We start from the raw sequence: 20,588 nt of genomic DNA, 5'->3' as shown, positions 1-20,588 counted from the left end.
GAGCCGTCTGGAGCATCAGCCGCCGGGCCGGGACACCGATACCCGAGTCGAGGGAACGTTCAGTGCGCAGTATTTCGCCAACGTGTAGGCCGAATGAATCGTCACTTATATATGCCGTCGATTCCGTCGCCGATACGGCTGCCGGCCGCCGATTCCTCACGGCTCGGCCCCGGTTGACGGGGGTCGGCGATAACCGAGCGTGAGCATGGTCGGGCCGGAGATACCGCTCGCCACCCCGACGCCGAGGAGAGCGAGGAGCAGGAAACGCAGCCAGCCGACCGGCTCGCCCGGGGTCGGCGTGGTCGCGGCGACCGGAGCCGGCGTGCCCGGAGGTGTCGGAGTGGGCCCCGGCGTCGGCGCGACGCTCGGGGTCACTCCCGGCGCCGGAGTCGACGCGGGCGGGGGCACGGCCGCCGGATCCGATCCCGGCGGTGGGGCAGGGTCGGTCGTCGTGGCCGGCGAGGGTGTGGACTTCGCCAGTTCGGCGGCGACCGCCAGGGTCTGGTTCCGCAGCGGCTCCGGCAGCGGCACGTAGCCGGGTGGAAGCTGTCCGGGCTTGGAGCCGATCGTCTGCCCGTCCGTGGCGGCGTACCGCAGCAGCCGGGCGTACTCGCGACGGGCCGGCTCCGACCGCTCCAGGTTGGCGGCGGCGTAGGTCAGCATGGTGAGCGGATACGCGCCCGGCACGGACCTGCTCGGATTCGCCTGCAACACCCCCTCGACCGCCGAGGGTTCCATCGCATCGACCCCGGCCAGCAGGCCGGCGGTGTCCGCCCGCACGCAGTTCTCCCCCTCCGCGTCGCAGAGGCTCGCGGTGGCCAGTCCGTAGCGGGCCGCCGAGGCCGCGTCCGTGATGCCGAGGCCGAACTTCCGGCCCGGCAACGGCGGGGGTGCGGCCTTGTAGTCGCCCAGCCTCGCCAGCGGGTTCTCCGGATCGACGCCACCGGCGGTCTCGTCCCACACGATCCGCTGCCGGGCGTCGCTGCGCAGCGTCTGCCGCGCGGCGACCTCCAGACTCTCTGCCCAGGGAGCGAAGCCGGGCATGCAGTACGGGAACTTCGGCACGCCGTTGGTGACCTCACCCGTACGGCAGCTCGGGTCCTCCTTCGGAAATCGGGAAAGGCCCTGCCCGTCGCCGAAGACCAGCGGCACGTAGGCCGGGTTCACCCGCATGTTCTGTTTGTCGGGGAGCCCGGAGAGCCATTTGCGGGCCGCCTCGTCCGCCAACACCCACTGCCACAGCCGGCGGGCCAGCACCGATTCACCGTCGGGCATCTGAATCGGGTAGTGCCGCGACGTGGGAAAGAAGCTCTCGAAGACAGGATTGAGTTTGAGGAATTCGGTGTCGACACGTATGGACCGCGGATTCTTGGCGATGTCCGGACTGCTGCCCTGCGGGTCCTCGGGACTCGGGTTGGGCACATCCTGCTGGTACGACTGGGTCAGCAGTTTGGCCACCAGGCGGGGGGTCAGCTTCAGTTCCGGCAGCGGCTGGCCGTTGAGCCGCTGCGCCTCCGGTGTCGAGCTCGGCACCTCCGACCTGGAGGTCCGGGCCTCGATCTGGAAAGCGATCACCGCCGCGTTGATGGTGATCGGAGCGTGCACGATCGCCGGATCGGTCTCCTCGCGGACCACCGGTTCGTCGACGTAGGCGACCCCCCGGCCCTCGGCACCGGGTGCGAGTACGGCCGCGTCGGCGGTGACCTCGGTGGTGACCGTGTGCGAGAAGGCGGCCTTCCCGCCGGAGCAGAGCGTGGTCTGCCAGCTCACCGCCGCCGGCGCCACCAGTTCGGAGCCGACCGTGTCGAAGACCTCGCCACCCAGCGGGCACGGCGGGCGGATGGGCTCGAAGTCGAGCGGAAACACGATCCGGTTGGCGAAGTAGCTTGGCAGCAGCGGTGACCCGCTCGCCCGCCGGGTGCTCTGGTAGACGTTGCCGTGGAAGTCCCGCTCCCCCCGGGGGACGACCACCAGCCAGCACCGCCGGCCGGTGGTGGCTCCGGGCAGCACCTCGCCGCAGTTCAGCCCCTTGGCGTCCGACCCACGCTGCACCTCGAAGATGGCTCGGCCGGCCCCGTCCGGCCCGGTCCGGGCCGCCACCACCTCGTTGGTCTCGTCACGCCGGAAGAAGTCCTCGATGTCGGGGACGCCGTCGTCGGGCGCACCCGGCAGCGGGAAGTCCTTCATCCGGGTACGGTCGCCGTCGGAGGAGCGGAAGGGGATGGCCTGCGCATCGGCCGGTAGGTGTTCGGCCGGATCGCGGCCGGCCGGATTGCCGGTGGCGTCGAGGTTGAAGTTCACGGACCGGCCGGAGGCCGAGACCCCCACCTGGAGTTCGAGCTCCTCGCTGACCTCGCCCTTGTCCGTCAGGCCGCCGAACTGGCAGGTCTCCCGGAAGTCGGGGGCATTGGGATCGGGCCCCCAGCACTGCATGAACTGGAGGTAGTTCCGCCCGTACGCGCTCTCCGGCGCGGTCGGCGTACCGCCGGTCCAGCTGATCTCGATCCCCTGGGTGACGAGATCCCTGGTCTGCGAGACGGTGACCTGAAGACCGGAGAAGTCCTCGTACTGACCGCGACGGCCGCTCTGCGTCATGGCGGAGTCGGTGAGCCGGCCGCCGGCTACGGCCGCCGCCGCCGGCTGCCGGGTGTCCAGTTCACCGACGGCGAGCAGCGCCAGCGGCGCGACCAGGGCCGCCATCAGCGCCGCCGCCACGCGCCGGCGTGGCGACGGGCGGGTCAGCCGGCGGCTCATCGGGACCGCCCCGCGCTGCCCCGGCCGGTGCCTCCGGAGCGCCGGAAGATGAACGGCGGCCCGATCACCAGGGCGAGCAGCACGATCGCGGCAAGCAGCATCATGGTGTGCTGGAGCCGCCACCCACCCTCGCCGTCCAGCGAGACCGGTACACCCGTGACGAACTGCTCGCCCCCGCTGCCGGCGCCGGCACCGAGCACCTCACCGGTCTCCGGGTCGATCTGCCCCGGCCCGGCCGACTGGCTCGCGTTCGGGCCGGCGGTCGCGGTCGGGCCGGCGCCGCCGGTGGGACCGCCGGTGGGACCGCCGTTGGTACCGCCGCCGGTGGATCCGTTGCCACCGTTGTTGCTGTTCTGGGTGGGAGTGTTGGCGGCACCGCCGGTGCCGGTCGTGCACTGTTGGCCGTTGCCCTTCTTGTCGCACTCCTTGGGGTGCGGCGCGTTCCGGGCGAGGGTGTTGGTCCCGTCGGTGGAGAAGGTGGGGTTGCGGCAGCTCTGGATCGGGTGCCTCTCCTGCACCACCCCGGGGATCCGGGCCACCTGCTTGAAGCCCGCGTCCACCAGGTTGATCGGCAGGGGAGAGTAGCCGAGCAGGTCGACCTTCTGCTGGCCCTGGCAGAGGAAGTAGTAGGCGAACCGGCCGAGCGTGTACCCCTTGTCGTCGGTGATGCCGTTCTCGCGCTCGACCGGAATGATCATGTAGGAGTACGACGAGAGCGGGTACGTCCGCGGGTCACGGTCGCTGTAGACGTTCTCCAGCTTCTGCGTGAGGTAGTTCTGGGCCTGCGGATTGCTCGTCTCGATCTGCGCCTTGGTCAGCGCCACCGCCACGCTGCTGGCGGTCGGCTCAACGTAGTACCCGGCCCGGTTGAGCACCTTGGCCACCGGAAACCCGTTGTCCTTGGCGTACGAGTATTCGACGTAGGTGATGGCGCCCTCGGCGTTGCTGCCGGCGACGTACCCGGCGATCTGGCTCGACCCGGCCTGCGAGGTGAACCCGGGCGGATAGAACGACAGGACGTTGCACTGCGCCTCGGTCCGGCCCTTGGAGCGGCACCAGGGTCGCCAGAGCGACGGGTACTGGTTGTTCATCCACTTGACGAACTGGGCGGTGGTGCCGGAGCCGTCGGAGCGGACGACCGGGACGATCCGCCGGGCGGGCATGTTGAGCCCGGGGTTGTCGGCCCGGATCGCCGGGTCGTTCCACATCTTGATCGACCCGGTGAAGATCTTGGTGATCACCTCACCCGAGAGCCGCAGGTTGGTCACCCGCCGACCACCGATCTTCAGGTTGTACATGAAGGAGGTGCCGCCGGCCACGATCGGCATGTACGCGAACCTCCGGCGCGGGATGGCCTCGTTCGCCTCCGCGCCGTACTCGATCTCCGAGACGCCGAAGTCGACCGTGCCCTGCGCGAAGGCATTGCGCCCGGCGGTCGAGCCGACGCCGCTGTAGTGCACGGTGATGTCGTTCTGCCGGACGTCGGCGCGCCACTGGTCGAGCGCGTTCTGGCTCCAGGTCGAGCCGGACCCGGTGATCGAGACGAGCCTGGGTGCGGCTTCGGCGGGTGTGCCGAGCACCACCCACGCCGCGACCAGGGCGAGTGTGACCAGCCAGGCCACCCCCCGGCGCCTCCGGGTAGCGGTCTCAGCCATCGCGATTCTCCTTGTCGGGTGGGGAAACGGCGTGACCACTGTGGTGATCACCGCCAGCGCCGGTCGCCACGTCGGTGCCCGGCAGGAGCGGACGTATCGGGTGGTCGGTCTCGGCAGGCATGCCGGACCGGCGGGCGAACCGCGCCGCGTCCCGGGCCGACTGTCGGGACCGGCGCCGCAGTTGACCGCGACTCAGCTGCCCAGGGCCGCGCCCGCCGACGATCCGCGCCACGACGAAGAGGAGCAGCACCAGGATCATCAGGATCGCGGCCGTGCCGAAACCCCGGACGATGAAGTTCTCCTCGGGGGAACGCGTCAGCGAGTAGGTGGCCAGCGGCAGCGAGTTGTTCCAGCCCTCGAAGGCGTTCAGGTTTACGCTGGTGGCGCCGCCCGCGGTCAGCAGCACCGGGGAGGTCTCCCCGACGCCCCGGGCGGTACCGAGGATCACCGCGGTGGTCAGTCCCGACCGCGCGGTCGGCAGCACGACGTGCCAGACCGTCCGCCACTGGGAGGCGCCCAGGGCCAGCGCGGCCTCCCGGAGGTTGCCCGGGACCAGCCGGATGACCACGTCCGCGGCGCGGATGATGATCGGCAGCATCATCACGCCTATCGCCAGGGCGGTGGCGAGACTCGAGTGCCGGTAGCCGAGGGCGAGAATCACGGTCGCGTAGATGAAGAGACCGGCCACGATGGAGGGCAGCGCGGTCATCGCCTCGGCTATCGTCCGGACCAGCCGGCTGAACCGCCCCGGGATCTCGCTGATGAACACCGCGCAGACCACCGCCAGCGGCACGGTGGCCAGCAGGGCCAGGCTGATCTGCTGCAACGTGCCGACGATCGCGTGCAGCGCGCCGCCCTGGGTGAGGGGTTCGAGCGGTCCGGTGACCGACATGTCCTCGGTGAAGAAGTTGAGGTGCGTCAGGGGCGCCCAGCCCTCGGTGAAGGTGTAGAGGACCACCAGCACCAGGACGACGAGAACCAGAAACCCGAGACTGTGCACGACGGCGCCGACCAGCCGGTCCCGGACGGCGGGGCCGTCCTCGTCCAGCGACACCAGCAGGGCGTAGCAGCCGAGGAACGCGAGATAGCCGATCACGACGAAGCCCAGCACGCCGTCGAAGGGCGCAAGTTGGGTGTAGATCAGTGTGGTCAGACTCAGCGCGGCGACCGCCGCGCCGACCGCGGCGAAGATGTCCGTCCGGCGCACCGTGTCGGTGACCCGGCGCACCTCCGCCGCTTCTGGACGGTCCGGCCGTACCGGGAGGGTGGTGGTGCGGGCACTCTGCGGCGTGGTGGTCCGCTCGTCAATCGCGTGCTTCGGGCTCATCTGCGGTGCACCTTGCTCATCGTCGGCACGCCGTCAGACCTCGCTCGCCGCGCCGGAGCGGCTTCGAGCGATGATCATCGAGGCGAGGAAGTTCACGATCAGAGTCATGACGAACAGGGCCAGGCCGGCCGCGAAGAGTGCCGAGATGCCGGCCGCACTGGAGTCGCCGTACCTGAGGGCGATCAGGGCCGCGACCGAGCTGGCGCCGTTTTCCAGGATGCGCGGCTGGATCTCGAAGACGGGGGAAATAATCATCACGATCGCGATCGTCTCGCCGAGTGCCCGGCCCAGCCCGAGCATCGTTCCGCCGATCATGCCGCCGCGGCCGAATGGAAGCACGACCGCCCTGATCATCCCCCATTTCGTCGCGCCGAGGGCATACGCGCCCTCCCGCTCGCCGGCCGGTGCCTGGGAAAAGACCTCCCGCATGATCGAACAGACGATCGGCGTGATCATCATGCCCACCACCAGTCCGGCGATAAAGGTCGACGAGGTGTAGACCGTCATCGTCGAGAGCGGATCGCGCGGGTCGGAACCCCTGACCTCGAAGATCGGGATCCATCCGAAATAGGTGGCGATCCAGTTGCTCAACCCCAGCACGTTGTCCTGGAGCAGGAAGAAACCCCACAGCCCGTAGACGACGCTCGGCACCGCGGCCATCAGGTCGACGAGACTGATCAGCGTCTGCTTGATCCGCCTCGGCGCGTATTCGGAGATGTAGAGCGCCGCGCCCGTGGCCAGCGGCACCGCGACCACGATCGCCACCAGGGCGATCAGCACCGTACCGGTCAGCACAGCCGCGATTCCGAAGTGCCCCGCACCGGCGTCCGGGTCCCACTCCTGAGTGGTCAGGAACGACCAGCCCGCGATTCTCAACGCGTCCTGCGCCTGATAGAGCAGGAAACCCCCGACGAGCAGCATGACGCAGAGCACGACCAGACCGCCGCCGCGCGCTAGCCCACGGAACACCAGGTCGGCCGGTCCGCGCCGCTCCCGCACCCGGCGGGGACCGCTCGCCGGCCCGTCCGGAGACGCCGGAACGCTGCTCCGGGCGAGGTCTACCGCGGCCACCGGCGGGTCCTGGTCTCGTCGTCGATCCGCCGGAGCAGGTCGGATTCGAAGGACCGTCGCGGGTCGCTCAGCTCCTCGTCCGGCCGGGGTGGCAGGAGTCGGGGTTGCAGGAGGCTGCCCGCCGTACGTCGCGCGCCGGCCCGGTCGGCCTGCGACCCCCCACCACGACCGTTCCGCACCAGGCGGGTGCCCTCGACGATCTCGGCCAGCGGAATCGCGGCGAGGAACCGTTCCAGGTTGTAGTTGCACTCCCGGGCCCGTAGATAGGACCGGCTGGAGACAGCGACCGTCCCGCCGTCGATTTCCAGCCGCCAGGCCCATTGACCGGTGAACCCGTCGGTCACTGCAAGCGCATTCGCCCGGTGATGCTGGTCGCGCAACCGTTCGACGGCCGCCCAGCATTCGACGTACGTCGGGTAGCCCACGTCCCCCCGGCCGAGTTTCCGGTTGTTGGGCGAAACGAGCATCCAGACGACCTCCTCAGCGCCCTCGCGCGACCGGGAATCCGAGCCTGTGGACATGGACAGGAAGACGAAGCTGGGATGCTGCACCGGATCCCTCCCGTAAGGGCCTGAAATGCCCGTCCGCACCGTCCCGATCGGGCAACCACCGTGATGATGTTGTGCAGCACCCATGACGCACCGTGAATCCGAATACTCACGCCAGACGTGCGGGGGGTAAACATCAGTTCACGGCGAGTCAGGAATTGGGACGTATTCTGCATTGGCTCGATAACGCCGGTAGCCGGCGTGTCGTCAGTTGCTCCGCTGATTTCGTCCAGCGGACCGAACCGCCCCAATCACGACATCGTCGCTCACGACATCGTCGCCGCGCCGACGCGCCAGCAGCCGCAGTCCCATCCCGATCACCAGCAGAAGTGCGCCGAGTGCGACCAGCGCGACCAGCGAGCGACCGGTGCGCGGCAACCCACCCCCCGACCCGGCGGGCGATGTCGGGGTGCCCGTCGGCCCTGGGCTGGCAGTGGGGCTCGGACCGGCCGTGGGACTCGCACTCCCGGAGGGCGCCACCTGCACGGTGATGTCCACGCCTGCGCCTCCCGGGCCGGGGGTCGGCGCCGCGGTGGCGTACGCCGGCGAGGCGAGCACGGCGACACCCACGAGTACGGCCACCACCTGCCGGCGGCGGCGGAACCGCAGGGCACCGCGTGCCCGTCCGACCCGACCGGACTGAACGCTATCGATCTCCACAGACCGTGTACGCTATGCGCCCGCTCTGGCAGCCGGCGCACGCCAACACGCACGCCGGACATGGGCGAGGTTAAGAGCGTGTGCCGGGCTCGTCCGCCAGGCCACACGCCGCGGGTGTCCGCGCTGATCGGTCTCCCGCCGGGGGCGGCGGCGGTCAGGCCCAGACCCGCTGCGGTACGGCCCGCCGCTCGGCCAGGCTCGGCGGGGCGTCGTACTCGCGCACCACGGCGTGGCGGGTGTCCCGTTCGACCGGGCGGAAGTCGGCGTCCCGGATCAGGTCGAGCAGGACATCCCGGTTCGGCTCCGGGAACGGGTCGGCATCGCCGGCGACCTGCGGGGCAGCCGCCGAACCCGCCAGGTCGTCCACGCCGAAACCGAGGGATAGCTGAGCCACCGGGAAGCCGTGGGTCGCCCAGCAGGCGGTCAGGTGCGGCACGTTGTCGAGCAGCAGCCGGGAGACGGCGAAGGTCCTCAGCGAGGCGGCCGGCGACGTCTCCACGCTCCGCCCCGGCAGAACGCTCCGCCCCGACGGTCCGGCGCCGGGACCGCCGACCGTCGGATCCGCCACGTCGTGCCGGTGGCGCAACGGCACGAAGGTGGCAAACCCGCCGGTCTCGTCCTGCACCTCGCGCAGCCGCAGCAGGTGGTCGACGCGGTGCCGGGGCTCCTCCACGTGGCCGTAGCGCATGGTGGCCGGGGCGCCGATCCCCCTGGCAAAGGCCGCCCGATGGATCCGGACCCAGTCCGCCCAGTCGCAGTCGTGCACGGCGAGCTGCGCGCGTACCTCCGGGTCGAAGATCTCCGCCCCGCCACCGGTCATCGACGCCAGCCCGGCATCGACGAGTTCGTCGAGGATCTCGTCGGCCGTCCGCCCGGTCTGCTCTTCGAGCCGGTGGATGTCGGTTGCGGAGAACGCGGTCAACTCGACGTCCGGCAGCGCCGCCCGCAACGCCCGGAGCAGTTCCGGATAGTGCTCCCAGGGCAGGCCGGGGTGCGACGGACCGACGAGTTGCAGTCCGGTGATGCCGTCGGCGGCCAGCTCGGTCGCCCGGCGGACGATCTCGGCGACCGCGCCGGCCCCGGCCAGCGTCAGCCGCCGCTCGACGGCGAAGAGCACCTGGTCACCGCCGTGTCCCGCACGCCGTCGGTGCGCCAGCCGGCCGAGCCAGACCAGGTCGTCAGCGGTGTAGAGCGCCTCGCCGTCGGCGCGGCTGAGCCGAGCCCCCGCGTACACCTTCTCTTCCAGCTCACGCTTGCGTCCGGCATCCATCCCAGCACGTCCTTCCAGGCACGATCCTCGTCGAGCCTACGTGGAGCGGCGGTGTGCTCGCGGAGACGGCCGGCGGCAGCGACGTGGTTCACGGGACCGGCTAGCCTTAACCGGCTTCTCAGCGTCTCGTTACCTGCCGGCGGATCGACATCACCGACGCATTGAGGTAAGACAAAGTGGGACGCGATACACCACCACCGGCGATACCACGGCCGCGCCGCGCGCGCTGCCGTGCACGGAAACGGGAGCGGCATGGCCAACAGCAGGCGCGGACGACCGGACCGGCCGATCAGCGAACTTTCGCCGGTGCTACGCCCGCTGGTCTGGTCGGCCGTGGTCGGTGCGATAGTCGCCGGGGCGATGGCGACCCCGGTCTACGCCGAGCCGCCACTGCCGAACACGGTCCCCGACTCGGGGGTGCGACCGGAGCCGGTCGGGGTGCCGAACGTGCCGACCACCGGCGCGCCGACCACCGGTGCGCCGACGACCTCCTATCCGTTGCCACCGAGCGTGAACGGCCCGCTGGCGAGCCAGATCCTCGCCATGGAGGTGGAGGTCGCGCAGCTCGGCGACCAACTGCTGCGACTCCGGCAGGAGCGGGACGCGGCCACCACCGCGCTGACCACCGCCGACGGTGCCCGGCAGACGGCCCGGATGAACCTGGCCAATGCGCGGGCGACGGCGGACAACGCGGCGGCGGGCGCCCTCAAGGACGAAGCGGCACTGCCGCCCGGTGCGTTCGGCTCCGACCTGCACGGCCTGGACCTGCTGCGGCGGATCGAGCGGGGCGAGCAGCGCTCCGGCGACTCCGAACTGGCCGCCGGCGAGGTGGCCCGGGCACTGCGGACCGAACAGGAGGCGGAGTCCGCCTACCAGGCCGCGTCCCAGACCTATCAGCAGAAGGGCGCCGAGTTCACGGCGACCGAGAAGCGATACAAGGAACGCTCCGCCGCCCTGGTGGCGCTCAAGCGCTCCAACGCCGACCAGCTAGCGGCGATCGAACGCGCCCGCGAAGCCGCGGAGCAGCGCATCGGTGCGCAGATCGGCACCGACAGCGTGGCCGGGATGGTCGCCCACCCCAAGGCGCTGGCCGCGATGCGTTACGCCCTCGCCCAGCGGGGCGACCCGTACCTGTGGGGAGCCGAGGGCCCGGACCGGTTCGACTGCTCCGGTCTGATGCTCGCCTCCTACCTCTCGGTGGGTAAGCGGATCCCCCGGGTCTCCCGCGACCAGTACAACGGCACCCGTAACCAGAGCGTCGCCCGCGAGGCGCTGCTCCCCGGCGACCTGGTCTTCTTCGCCTCCGGCAACAGCTGGACCACCATCCACCACGTCGGCATGTACATCGGCAACGGCAAGATGGTGCACGCGCCGACCACCGGCGACGTGGTCAAGGTCTCCACCGTCTGGTGGTCGCGGTTCTACGCCGCGACCCGGATCTTCCCGGCGGTGCCGGGACCGAACGCGCCCACGCCGCCGCCGAGCACGACGCCGCCCACCCGGCCGCCGACGACACCGCCACGGCCGACGCCGACCACCAAGCCGCCCACCACGCCACCGGCGACGCCGCCCACCACGACGCCCACGACGCCGCCGGCCACCCCGCCGACCACGCCTCCGCCGACCCCGCCGGTGACGCCGGCCCCGACGCCGAGGCCTCCGCAGAGCACGCAGCCGCAGACGCCGCCGGTCAGCACGTCGGCCGCCGAGCCGAGTGGCGGTACGCCGAGCGCGAGCCGTAGCCAGACAAGCCCGGCTGCGGACGGTAGCCCCGACAGCGACTGAGGGTGCCGGACCTGCGGCCGGCTGTGCGCTCGTGCGCGGATGTGGCACGGTGAGGGTTGACGTACTTCCGACCCGGCCTACCGGCCCGGGTGTGGGCGCGGGAGGCAACAATGGACGATCCGCAGGTCAGACCGGCGACCGGGGTGGCAGATCCCGAGCCTGACGGTCGGGCTGTGGCTACCCGTTCCGGTCGGGACGGCGTGGACGACAGCGAGCTGTCCCCGTTGCCACCGCTACCGCCGGTCGGCACCGCCCTGCCGGAGCCGCCGGCCGAGGCGGAGCCTTCCAAGGCCTACCAACCGCCGCCACCGCCCGCTGCCGGTGCACTCTGGGCGGGCGCACCGCATGATCCGCCGACCAGCAGACCTGCGCCCGAGCCGGCCGCTTCGCCGCATTCCCCGGCGGAGACGGCCGCCGACGCGTCTTCCGGCACCGGGGCGCCCGCCGCGGTGTCCGCGGAGCGCGAGCCGGCCGTCGAGGTGAACCCGGCCGTCGAGCCGCCAGCAGCCGGGCCGCCGGAGGCGGAGCCACCGTCGGCCGAGCCGGAAGCCGAACCACCGCCGGCCGAGTCTGACTCTGCGGCAGCGGTCCCTGCGGCCGACCCGCGGGTCAGGGGCCGGGCGGTGAGTGCGGCCGCCACCACCCCTACCGCAGCCGAGATCGCCGCCATGCCCGCCGCTTCCTCCGGCAGCCGCACCTACCGGGCCGGTGAGCTGGCCGACTCGGCCACCTCGACGCCATCGCCGGAATCCTTCAATCCGCTGACGCCGGCAACTCCCGCGACGCCCGTGCCGCCACTGCAACGGCGCCGGCCGCAGACTCCGGCGCTGGATTCACCGTGGTCGGCGTTTGCCAACGCCGTCAAGTCGCCGCCGGCGGCGTCGGCTTCCGTCCCACCTGCCGCCACCGACCGTCCCGGATCGGGTCAGGCCGAGCCGGTGGAAGAGGCACGGGAACGGCCCGAGGCGGTGCACTTCACGACTCCTCCCGCTGCCACTCCGCCGGCACCACGGGCACCATCCGACCAGCCGTCCCGGAACACGGCTGGACCCGCCGCCACCAGCACGCCCGGATACACGGTGCCGCCGCAGCGCAAGGCGCCACGTGCTGCCGGCGCCGCTGTCACCCGGGCCAGTGCCTCGGTGCCGGGGTTGTCGCCGGTACTGCCGACCGAGGTCGCCGCCGTCGCGGCGATACCAGGGGTGGCGAAGGTCTATCGCAGCAGCGAGCCGGAGCAGGGGAACCCGCCGGCGCAGCTCCGCCCACCGGGGTCCGCCGGGGAGTCCGAGCCGCCTCGACCGCCGACGCCGCGGGTCCCCGAACCCGCACCGGATCCGAGCCCGGCGCCCGTACCGCTCCCGGCACCGACGCCCGAACCCACGCCCGAGCCGACGCCGGAACCCGCACCGGTGCCGCCGATGCCGCCGCCGTTCCCGCCCGCACCGCCCCGGCCGGTGCCGCCCTCCCCGAGTCCGGGGCCGAGCCCGGTGCCCCCGGGTCCCGGGCCCTACCCACCCAGGCCGCCCGATCCTGGGCCGACCCCGCCCGGTCCGGTGCCGTTTCCGCCGACATCGGCCGCGCCGGCGTACCCGGCGACGCCCACCTCCGGTGGGCCGGGTGGGCGGCCGGACGCTGCGCCGTCTCCGGCCGCGTTCGTGGTACCGGCGCCCGCCCTGCCCGCATGGCCGCCGCCGACGAACCCGATGTCCTCGGTCAGTGCGGCGCGTGGCGATGCGTCCGGCTACTCGTTGCCCGACGCCGCCCCGGGTCCGGCTGTCGCCCCCGAACCCGCCGCCCCGGCACCGGCCGGTCCCCGCCCGCCGGCCGCCGGCCCCGCCTCGCCACCCCCGCCGCCGAACGACAGGATGTCGCCGCACTCTCCGGGCTACCGGGAGTGGGCGCGGAACCAGCGGACCGAGGGCACCGTGTACGGCGGCCCGGAGGGGCACGTCACCGTCTCGATCCCCAGCAACCAGGTGGAGAACTCCGGCTCGTTGACGGGGCACATCCTGGCCCAGGGGTGGACGGACACCCCGTCGCAGAAGACGAACACCGCCAGGGTGGTGCTGGTGCTCCTGATCGGGCTGGGCATCCTATTGGCGGTCGGGCTGCTCGTGGTGCTGCTGGCGGGCGACGCGTTCAGCAGCCTCTTCGACGGTCTGCTCAGCAGCTGACCGCGCCCGGCAGCGGTTGGCGCTGGTGAGCCTGCCCACTGGCGAGCGCGGCGAAGTGGCAGCGGCGGCAGGTCGCCGTACACTTGGTGGGATTATTGACCTGGCGCGCGCCGCGCGCCTCTGGGCGATCTTGCGGGCGAATCGCCAGCGACCTCCGTCGTGGCGGGCCATCGCGAAGATGCGCCCCGCTTGAGAGGTATCTTTGACGACCTTTGCTGATCCCAGCATGTTTCCATCCGTCTTCGACGCACGGTCCGGCGCGGGGCAGGACATCGCCGCCGGCCAGGAAGTGACCACCGCCGGCCAGGAAGTGACCACCGCCGGCCAGGAAGTGACCACCGCCGGCCAGGAAGTGACCACCGCCGGCCAGGAGGAGACCGCCACTCGGGAGGCCGTTGGCGTCGGGCCGGCCGATTTCGCCGCGCTCGGGCTGCCCCGCCAGCTCGTCCGTGCGCTGAGCCGCGAGGGCATCGACACGCCGTTCGAGATCCAGCGGGCCACCGTGCCGGACGCGCTCGCCGGGCGGGACGTGCTCGGTCGGGGGCAGACCGGCTCGGGCAAGACGCTCGCCTTCGGGCTGCCCGTACTGGCCCGGATGGCGGCCGGTCCCCGGGCCCGGGCGCACCATCCGAGGGCGCTGGTCCTGGTGCCGACGCGGGAACTCGCGATGCAGGTGAACGACGCGCTCATGCCGCTCGGCCGGGCACTCGGGGTGTTCCTCAAGACCGCCGTCGGGGGCGTGCCGTACGACCGCCAGATCGACTCGCTGCGCCGGGGGGTCGAGGTCGTCGTGGCGACGCCGGGCCGGCTGGCCGACCTGATCGCGCGGGGCGTCTGCAACCTCGACGACATCGAGGTCACCGTGCTGGACGAGGCCGACCAGATGGCCGACATGGGCTTCCTGCCCGACGTCACCGACCTGCTCGCCAAGACGCCGGCCGGTGCACAGCGACTGCTCTTCTCCGCCACGCTCGACGGCGACGTCGATGCCCTCGTCAAGCGGTTCATGACCGACCCGGTCACGCACTCGACGGCACCGCCGACCGCCGCCGTGTCCACGATGGACCATCACCTGCTGTTGATCCCACCGCACGACAAGTTCGCGGTGGCGGCCTCCATCGCGGCCCGGCCGGGCCGCACCATGATGTTCGCCCGGACCCAGCTGGGTGTCGACCGACTGGTGGGGCAGTTGGCGGCGGTCGGCGTCCGGGCCGGCGCGTTGCACGGCGGCAAGACCCAGCGGGTACGTACCCGCACCCTCGCCGAGTTCCGCGAGGGCCGGATGAACGTCCTGGTCGCCACCGACGTGGCGGCCCGGGGCATCCACGTCGACGGCGTATCGCTGGTGGTGCACGTGGACCCGCCGACGGACCCGAAGGACTATCTGCACCGGGCCGGCCGTACGGCGCGGGCCGGCGAGTCCGGGGCGGTCGCCACCCTGGTGCTGCCCAAGCAGCGCAGGTCCACCCTTGCCATGCTGCAGAAGGCCGGCGTCGAGCCGGCGCAGACCCGGGTCCGTTCCGGCGATGCTGCGCTGGCCGAGGTGACCGGAGCCCGGCAGCCCAGCGGCGTACCGGTTGCCGACGATCCGCCGGCACCGCGCCGCGTCGCCGGAGGACGCCTCGACCGGTCCCGCACCGACCGACGCTACGGTGACCGCCCACGGGGCGAGCGCCGCCACGGCGAACGCGGCCAGGGCGAGCGCCGCCACGGCGACGGTGGTGGTGTGCAGCAGGGTGGCCGTGGCGACCGGGGCGGCGAATGGCGCTCCGGTGGGCGGCACGGCGGCTTCCGGCACGAGGGCCGGCCGCGCGCCGACCGGCCGGTCTGGGACCGTTCCCGGGACGACCGTCCGCGTGACGACCGTGGCGGCGAGCGTCCGGACGAGCGGCGGGGCCGCCGCGACCACCGCTTCGACGGCCGCCGCCCGACGTCGACCCGCTGACCGGGCGACGCCGGGCCGGCCGGTCCTGGTCCGGAGCGAAAGCGGTCGGCGGCGGGCGAAGGTAACGTCCATGGGCATGTCGACCATGCCGAAGACCCTGTTCTGGAGCCGGACCGACGTGCCCGGCGCCGACCACGCATTCGCCGCCGACCGCCGTGGGCTCACCGCCCGGGGCACCGCGCTCGCCGTCGACCCGATCCCGTTCACCTGTCGTTACGAGTTGCGCACCGACGAGCACTGGGCGACGGCAGGGCTGGAGGTCAGCTGCGAGGGGGCGGGCTGGCTGCGTACGCTGCGGCTGGAGCGGGCCGCCGGACGCTGGCGGGCCAGCACGGCCGAGCAGGGCGACCTGGACGCCGCGCTGACCGCCGCCGGCAGGCCGGGTGCCGGGCTGCCCGGCACCGAGGAGCCGGAGCGGCTCGCCGAGGCCGTCGACGTCGACCTGAGCGCCTCACCGCTCTTCAACACCCTCCCGGTACGTCGACTCGGGCTACGCGACGCCGCGCCGGGCAGCTCGCACCGGATAGTCGCGGTCCGGGTGCTGGTGCCCAGCCTCCAGGTGGTGCCGGCCGAGCAGGTCTACACCGTGCTGGCGGAGGGTAACGTGCGCTTCGCCAGCCAGGGCTTCACCGCCGACCTGACCCTCGACGCCGACGGTTTCGTGCGGCACTATCCCGGACTGGCGCAGCGCCACTGATCCGCGCCGCGCAGGACGTCCGGGCGGAGCGTCAGCCACGCCATTCGCCGGTAGCCAGGAAGTGCTGGACCGTCGACCGGTACGGCGCCAGGTCGAGCCCTCGCTCGGCGACCCACTCGTCCGAGTAGTACGTGTCGGCGTAGCGTTCTCCGCCGTCACAGAGCAACGTCACCACCGAACCGGTCCGACCGGCGGCCCGCATCTGCGCGATCAGGCCGAACGCGCCCCACAGGTTGGTGCCGGTCGAGCCGCCCACGCGCCGGCCGAGCACCGTCGAGGCGACCCGCATGGCGGCCAGCGAGGCCGCGTCGGGCACCAGCACCATCCGGTCGACGACGCTCGGCTGGAATGACGCCTCGACGCGTTGCCGGCCGATCCCCTCGATCCGCGAACCGGTGTCGGTGGTGGTCGACCAGTCGGCGGAGGTCCAGGCGGGGTAGAACGCGGAGTTCTCCGGATCGACCACGCAGAGCCGGCTCGGTAGGCGCCGGTAGCGGAGATAGCGGCCGATGGTCGCGCTGGTGCCGCCGGTGCCGGCCCCGACCACGATCCACTCGGGAACGGGATGCCGTTCCAGCGCGAGCTGGGCGTAGACGGATTCGGCGATGTTGTTGTTGCCCCGCCAGTCGGTGGCCCGTTCGGCGTACGTGAACTGGTCCATGAAGTGCCCGCCCAGGTCCTCGGCGAGCCAGCGGGCCTCGAGCACGACGGCGGCCGGATCCTCGACCAGATGGCACTTCCCGCCCTGGAACTCGATGAGGGCGATCTTCTCCGGCGAGGTGCTGGCCGGCATCACGGCGATGAACTCCACCCCCAGCATGCGGGCGAAGTACGCCTCGGAGACCGCCGTCGAGCCCGACGACGCCTCCACGATTGTGGTGTTCGGGCCGATCCAGCCGTTGCAGAGTCCGTAGAGGAAGAGCGATCGGGCCAGCCGGTGTTTCAGCGACCCGGTCGGGTGCACCGACTCGTCCTTGAGATAGAGGTCGATCCCCCACTCGCGCGGGAGCGGGAAGCAGAGCAGGTGGGTGTCGGCGGAACGGTTCGCGTCCGCCTCCACCGCCGCGATCGCGTCGGTGACCCAGGCGCGTTCGGCGTCGTCGCACCGGTCGAGCTCGTCCATGACCAGGAAACCTAGCAACCGGTCGGCTAGGCGGCCGGGTCAGCACGGGTGACCGGCTGGGTGCGGTTCTCCCATTTCGTCGAGAGCGCCACCGCCGTACGGGTCGAGGCCACTCCGGCGGTACGGTTCAGCCGCAGGATGAGCTGCTCCAACTCGGCAATTGTGCCGACACGCGCCTTGAGCAGGAACGATTCCACTCCGGCCATGAAGTAGCAGGACTCGATTTCCGGCATGTCCCGCAGTGCCCCGATCACGTCGTCGGTGTCCCCGCCCGAGTCCTGGACGATGCCGATCAGCGCCGTCACGCCGAGCCCGATCGCCTCCGGCTCGACGTCGGCCCGATAGCCCCGGATCACGCCGGCCGCCTCCAGCTTCCCCACCCGCTCGTGCACCGCCGGTGCGGAGAGGCCGACCTGCCGGGCCAGTTCGGCGTAGGAAAGGCGGGCATTGCCGCGCAGCAGGTCGACGAGGCTCAGGTCGATGGCGTCCACGGTCTTCAGACCCTAGTCGCGGCGGACGGAGCGACCGCCCGGGGCGGCGGCATTGTTGCGGACAAAGCGCTTGAATACCGTAAATCGTCCCGGCTAACCTCACAGACAGTACGTTTTCGCGTTTGCCGGACACGACACTCCGGCGGTGTTGTAATTGCCGTACGTCCCTTAAACGAAGGCTCTGGCAAGCATGTGTTCTGGGGGCGGTCCTACCAGTCCGGGGGCTTCGTAGACGCGAGGAGGGGGCTGTGGACACTGGAGATCGTCTGCTGACGCCGGGCGAGGTGGCAGCGCTCTTCCGCGTCGATCCGAAGACCGTCACACGCTGGGCCGCGGCCGGGCGTATCGGCAGCATCCGAACACCGGGTGGGCACCGCCGCTTCCGGGAGTCGGAGGTGCGGGCGCTGCTCGAGGGTGAGGGCATGCTCGACGAGGTCGACGAGGGCATCGCGAACCGGCCGCGAAACGCCGGCCCCGCCACCCCGAGTGGACCCGGGCCGGCCGGCGCCGGAAACGTCGGCCTGCACTGAGCCCTTCCGTGCCGGGCCCACCTCCCGGGCCAGGGCCCAGCCTCCGGGCCGGACCTCGAAAACGGGCCTCGAAAACGGGCCTCGGGCTACGAACCTCGGGCTACGAACCTCGGGCTACGAACCTCGGGCTACGAACCTCGGGCTACGAACCTCGGGCTACGAACCTCGGGCGACGGGCCTCGGGCGACGGGCCTGAGCAGGTGCCGACACACGGCGGGCGGGAGTCGACCGGCGGCGGTCAACCGCGATCGGCTCCCAGCTCGCCGGACCAGCGCCGAAACAGCGAATGTGGCACACCGAGTGCGTCGAGCACCTTTCCGGCCACGAAGTCCACAAGCTGCCGCGCCGAGGCGGCGGCCCCGGCACCGTAGAAGCCCGGACTCGCCGGCAGCACCACCGCCCCGGCATCGTGCAGGGCGATCAGGTGCTCCAGGTGGCTGCGGGTGACCGGTGTCTCTCGGGGCACCACCACGACCGGCCGGCGCTCCTTCAGGTTGACCTCGGCCGCTCGCTGTAGCAGGTCCTTGGAAAGGCCGATCGCGATCCCGGCGCACGCCGCCGTACTCGCCGGCACCACCACCATGCCCCGGGTCGGATACGAACCGCTGCTCGGCCCCGCCGCGAGATCTCCGGCAGGCCAGTACGCGACGTCCGCGCCGGTGGGGTCCCGCCCCAGCCAGGCGGCGAGATCGTCCTTCCAGTGCGCGTCCCGGAACGGGTGCCCCGTCTCGTCGAGGATCGTCAGCCGGGCCGCCCGGGAGACGACCAGGTCCACCGGCTCGCCCGCGTCGATCAGCCCGCCGAGCACGGCGGCCGGATACGGCGTCCCCGAGGCCCCGGAGACGCCGACCACCCACGGCCTTCTCATGCCACCAGCCTGCCCCACACGCCGGACCGGGCGCCGGGCGCCCCCGCCGCGAGCCCGGGCGCCGGCCCCAGGACCGGGCAGCGTGCCGGTCGGCCCGCAGCGGCGGGAGCGTGCAGCGCGGGGCGGTGACAGGTGACCGGATCACCACGTTCTGCGAGATGGGACCTACCCGACGGCGATCACAAACAGGCCGGAAACTGCAATGCTGCTCACGTCCGCCCGCGCGTACGGCAATCCTGTCCGCGCATACGGGAATCGAAGGAGGGCCGGGCATGTCCCTGGTCAGCTCGTGGGCTGCCGAGCTTCGCTGTCCGATACCGCCACGCCTCTGCCCACACGCCGACGCCGTGCAGGAGTGGCTGGTCGACTGGGCGGACCGGGTCGGTGGTCCGCTCGACGCGGCTGCGCGGAAGCGTATGGCCCGGGGCGGTATCGCACGCTACGCGGGCCGGCTCTACCCGGAGGCCACCGAAGCCGACCTACGGGTGCTCGCCGCCCTGTTCACCTGGTTCTTCCTGCTCGACGACGCCTGCGACGCGGCCCGGCGGCCCCGCCCGGCGGAGGTGGCGGCGCTCTGCGACGGCGTGTTGCGGTTGCTCCGGGCCGAGCTGCCGCCGGCCGTACCGGTACCCCGGTCCGGAGCACCCGGGCCGCATCTCGGCACGGGTCCGCCGGCGCCGGCCGGCGCCGGTGCCGGCCCGGCACACCGGACCGGGAACCCGGGCCCTCCGCAGCCCCGGCCGGCACACCAGCAGACAACGGCACACCAGCAGACAACGGCACACCAGCAGGTGGCGGCACACCAGCAGGTGGCGGCCTCCTCCCCACCGGCGACGGCCTCCCCGCAGTCCCGCGCCGGGCAGCATGGCTCGGCCGCGACACCGAGCGCCCGAGCCGCCAACCAACCGACAGCCCGGCTGATCGGCCCCGCGCAGAGCCGGGCGGGGAACCAGCCTGCGGCCAGGGCAGAGGCGTTCGACGGACCGCTGCGGCGGATGCTGGCCGACGCCTGGCGGCTGCCGTACCACCGGATGTCGGCAGCCTGGCGGGACCGTTTCGTCGACGCCGTGGCGCACCACCTGGACGGCGTCGTCACCGAGGCGACGAACAAGGCCAGCGGGCGGCTGCCCGGCGTCGCCGAGTACGTGCCGCTGCGCCGGGCGACGTCCGCGGCGTACGTCTCGTACGCGCTGATCGAGTTCGCGACCGGGCAACCGGTGCCGGACGCGGTCTACCACCACCCGGCGGTACGCGCCGTCGCCGACACCGCCAACGATTTGCTCTCCTGGTTCAACGACCTGCTGTCGCTGGAGCGGGACGCGGCCACCTCCGGCGGGCACAACCTGGTGCTGGCGGTGGCCCGGGAGCAGAGGATCCCGGTCGAGTCGGCGATTAAGGTCGTCGTCCGGCGGTGGCAGCAGAGCATGCGGCGGTTCGTCGAACTGCGCGACGCGGTGCCGTCCTTCGGGCCGGCGCTGGACGGGCCGCTGCGGCACTACCTGGACGGCCTGGCCAACTCGGTGCGCGGCACCATGGACTGGTCCATGGAGAGCGCCCGCTACCGTTCGTAGTGGACAACCCCCACCGCCTCAACACCCGGGCCGGGGTCCGGCCCGGCAACCCGGGGCCGTGGCCGGGGGTCCGGCCGGCAACCCGGGTCGGACCGTTCGTCGGCTTGCGGGGTGCCCGA

Annotated in this window: 15 protein-coding genes; 6 read left to right on the top strand and 9 right to left on the bottom strand. The window is 72.1% G+C overall.

The genetic code is table 11. The annotated features are described in order from the left end of the window. Positions 1-156: 156 nt before the first annotated feature. The 6 genes from ACN28C_RS07320 to ACN28C_RS07295 all read right to left on the bottom strand — a co-directional run bounded on the left by ACN28C_RS07320 (position 157) and on the right by ACN28C_RS07295 (position 9,285). Positions 157-2,754 carry a hypothetical protein gene (locus ACN28C_RS07320; protein ID WP_422772793.1) on the bottom strand — a complete coding sequence of 866 codons (2,598 nt, stop codon included), beginning with the start codon at positions 2,752-2,754 and terminating at the stop codon, positions 157-159. Next, positions 2,751-4,409, bottom strand: a complete 1,659-nt coding sequence (pstS, locus tag ACN28C_RS07315; protein WP_422772792.1) for a phosphate ABC transporter substrate-binding protein PstS — start codon at positions 4,407-4,409, stop codon at positions 2,751-2,753. Before pstS ends, ACN28C_RS07320 begins: the two co-directional genes overlap by 4 nt. After that, entirely contained in the window at positions 4,402-5,736 is a 1,335-nt protein-coding gene (gene pstA / locus ACN28C_RS07310; RefSeq protein WP_422772791.1) for a phosphate ABC transporter permease PstA, read from the bottom strand. Before pstA ends, pstS begins: the two co-directional genes overlap by 8 nt. A gap of 33 nt (positions 5,737-5,769) precedes the next feature. Continuing rightward, positions 5,770-6,807 (bottom strand): phosphate ABC transporter permease subunit PstC, encoded by a 1,038-nt coding sequence (pstC, locus tag ACN28C_RS07305; protein ID WP_422772790.1) that lies wholly within the window; start codon positions 6,805-6,807, stop codon positions 5,770-5,772. Beyond that, the gene (locus ACN28C_RS07300) at positions 6,795-7,274 is read right to left on the bottom strand and encodes a hypothetical protein (protein WP_422772789.1); all 480 of its coding nucleotides are present in this window, start codon (positions 7,272-7,274) and stop codon (positions 6,795-6,797) included. The genes pstC and ACN28C_RS07300 overlap by 13 nt, the downstream gene beginning before the upstream one ends. An 895-nt stretch (positions 7,275-8,169) precedes the next feature. Continuing rightward, positions 8,170-9,285: an aminofutalosine synthase MqnE gene (locus tag ACN28C_RS07295; protein WP_422772788.1), complete on the bottom strand. Its 1,116-nt coding sequence runs from the start codon at positions 9,283-9,285 to the stop codon at positions 8,170-8,172. A gap of 252 nt (positions 9,286-9,537) precedes the next feature. On the opposite strand from ACN28C_RS07295, the gene ACN28C_RS07290 reads away from it, so the two are divergent. The 4 genes from ACN28C_RS07290 to ACN28C_RS07275 all read left to right on the top strand — a co-directional run bounded on the left by ACN28C_RS07290 (position 9,538) and on the right by ACN28C_RS07275 (position 15,886). After that, complete coding sequence (locus tag ACN28C_RS07290; RefSeq protein WP_422772787.1) at positions 9,538-11,070, top strand: NlpC/P60 family protein; 1,533 nt, start codon at positions 9,538-9,540, stop codon at positions 11,068-11,070. 173 nt (positions 11,071-11,243) lie between these two features. Next, positions 11,244-13,244: a hypothetical protein gene (locus ACN28C_RS07285; RefSeq protein ID WP_422772786.1), complete on the top strand. Its 2,001-nt coding sequence runs from the start codon at positions 11,244-11,246 to the stop codon at positions 13,242-13,244. Between the two features lie 226 nt (positions 13,245-13,470). Beyond that, positions 13,471-15,189, top strand: coding sequence for a DEAD/DEAH box helicase (locus ACN28C_RS07280; protein WP_422772785.1), 1,719 nt, complete (start codon positions 13,471-13,473; stop codon positions 15,187-15,189). A 76-nt stretch (positions 15,190-15,265) separates the two neighbouring features. Beyond that, complete coding sequence (locus ACN28C_RS07275) at positions 15,266-15,886, top strand: putative glycolipid-binding domain-containing protein (protein WP_422772784.1); 621 nt, start codon at positions 15,266-15,268, stop codon at positions 15,884-15,886. A 31-nt stretch (positions 15,887-15,917) separates the two neighbouring features. On the opposite strand, the gene ACN28C_RS07270 is transcribed toward ACN28C_RS07275, so the two are convergent. Beyond that, complete coding sequence (locus ACN28C_RS07270) at positions 15,918-17,009, bottom strand: PLP-dependent cysteine synthase family protein (RefSeq protein ID WP_422772783.1); 1,092 nt, start codon at positions 17,007-17,009, stop codon at positions 15,918-15,920. Between the two features lie 26 nt (positions 17,010-17,035). After that, positions 17,036-17,500 carry an Lrp/AsnC family transcriptional regulator gene (locus ACN28C_RS07265; protein WP_422772782.1) on the bottom strand — a complete coding sequence of 155 codons (465 nt, stop codon included), beginning with the start codon at positions 17,498-17,500 and terminating at the stop codon, positions 17,036-17,038. A gap of 248 nt (positions 17,501-17,748) precedes the next feature. Here ACN28C_RS07265 and ACN28C_RS07260 point away from each other — a divergent pair, with 248 nt between their 5' ends. Then, positions 17,749-18,030: a BldC family transcriptional regulator gene (locus tag ACN28C_RS07260; RefSeq protein WP_101368527.1), complete on the top strand. Its 282-nt coding sequence runs from the start codon at positions 17,749-17,751 to the stop codon at positions 18,028-18,030. Positions 18,031-18,268: 238 nt separating this feature from the next. Here ACN28C_RS07260 and ACN28C_RS07255 read toward each other — a convergent pair whose 3' ends face one another. Further along, the gene (locus tag ACN28C_RS07255; RefSeq protein WP_422772781.1) at positions 18,269-18,898 is read right to left on the bottom strand and encodes a UbiX family flavin prenyltransferase; all 630 of its coding nucleotides are present in this window, start codon (positions 18,896-18,898) and stop codon (positions 18,269-18,271) included. 272 nt (positions 18,899-19,170) lie between these two features. Between ACN28C_RS07255 and ACN28C_RS07250 the strand changes: the two genes are divergently transcribed. Then, positions 19,171-20,469, top strand: a complete 1,299-nt coding sequence (locus ACN28C_RS07250) for a terpene synthase family protein (protein WP_422772780.1) — start codon at positions 19,171-19,173, stop codon at positions 20,467-20,469. Positions 20,470-20,588 lie beyond the last annotated feature (119 nt).

Source organism: Plantactinospora sp. WMMC1484, from assembly GCF_049315195.1.
GTDB lineage: Bacteria > Actinomycetota > Actinomycetes > Mycobacteriales > Micromonosporaceae > Plantactinospora.
This window is presented reverse-complemented; position numbering and strand designations above follow the sequence as displayed.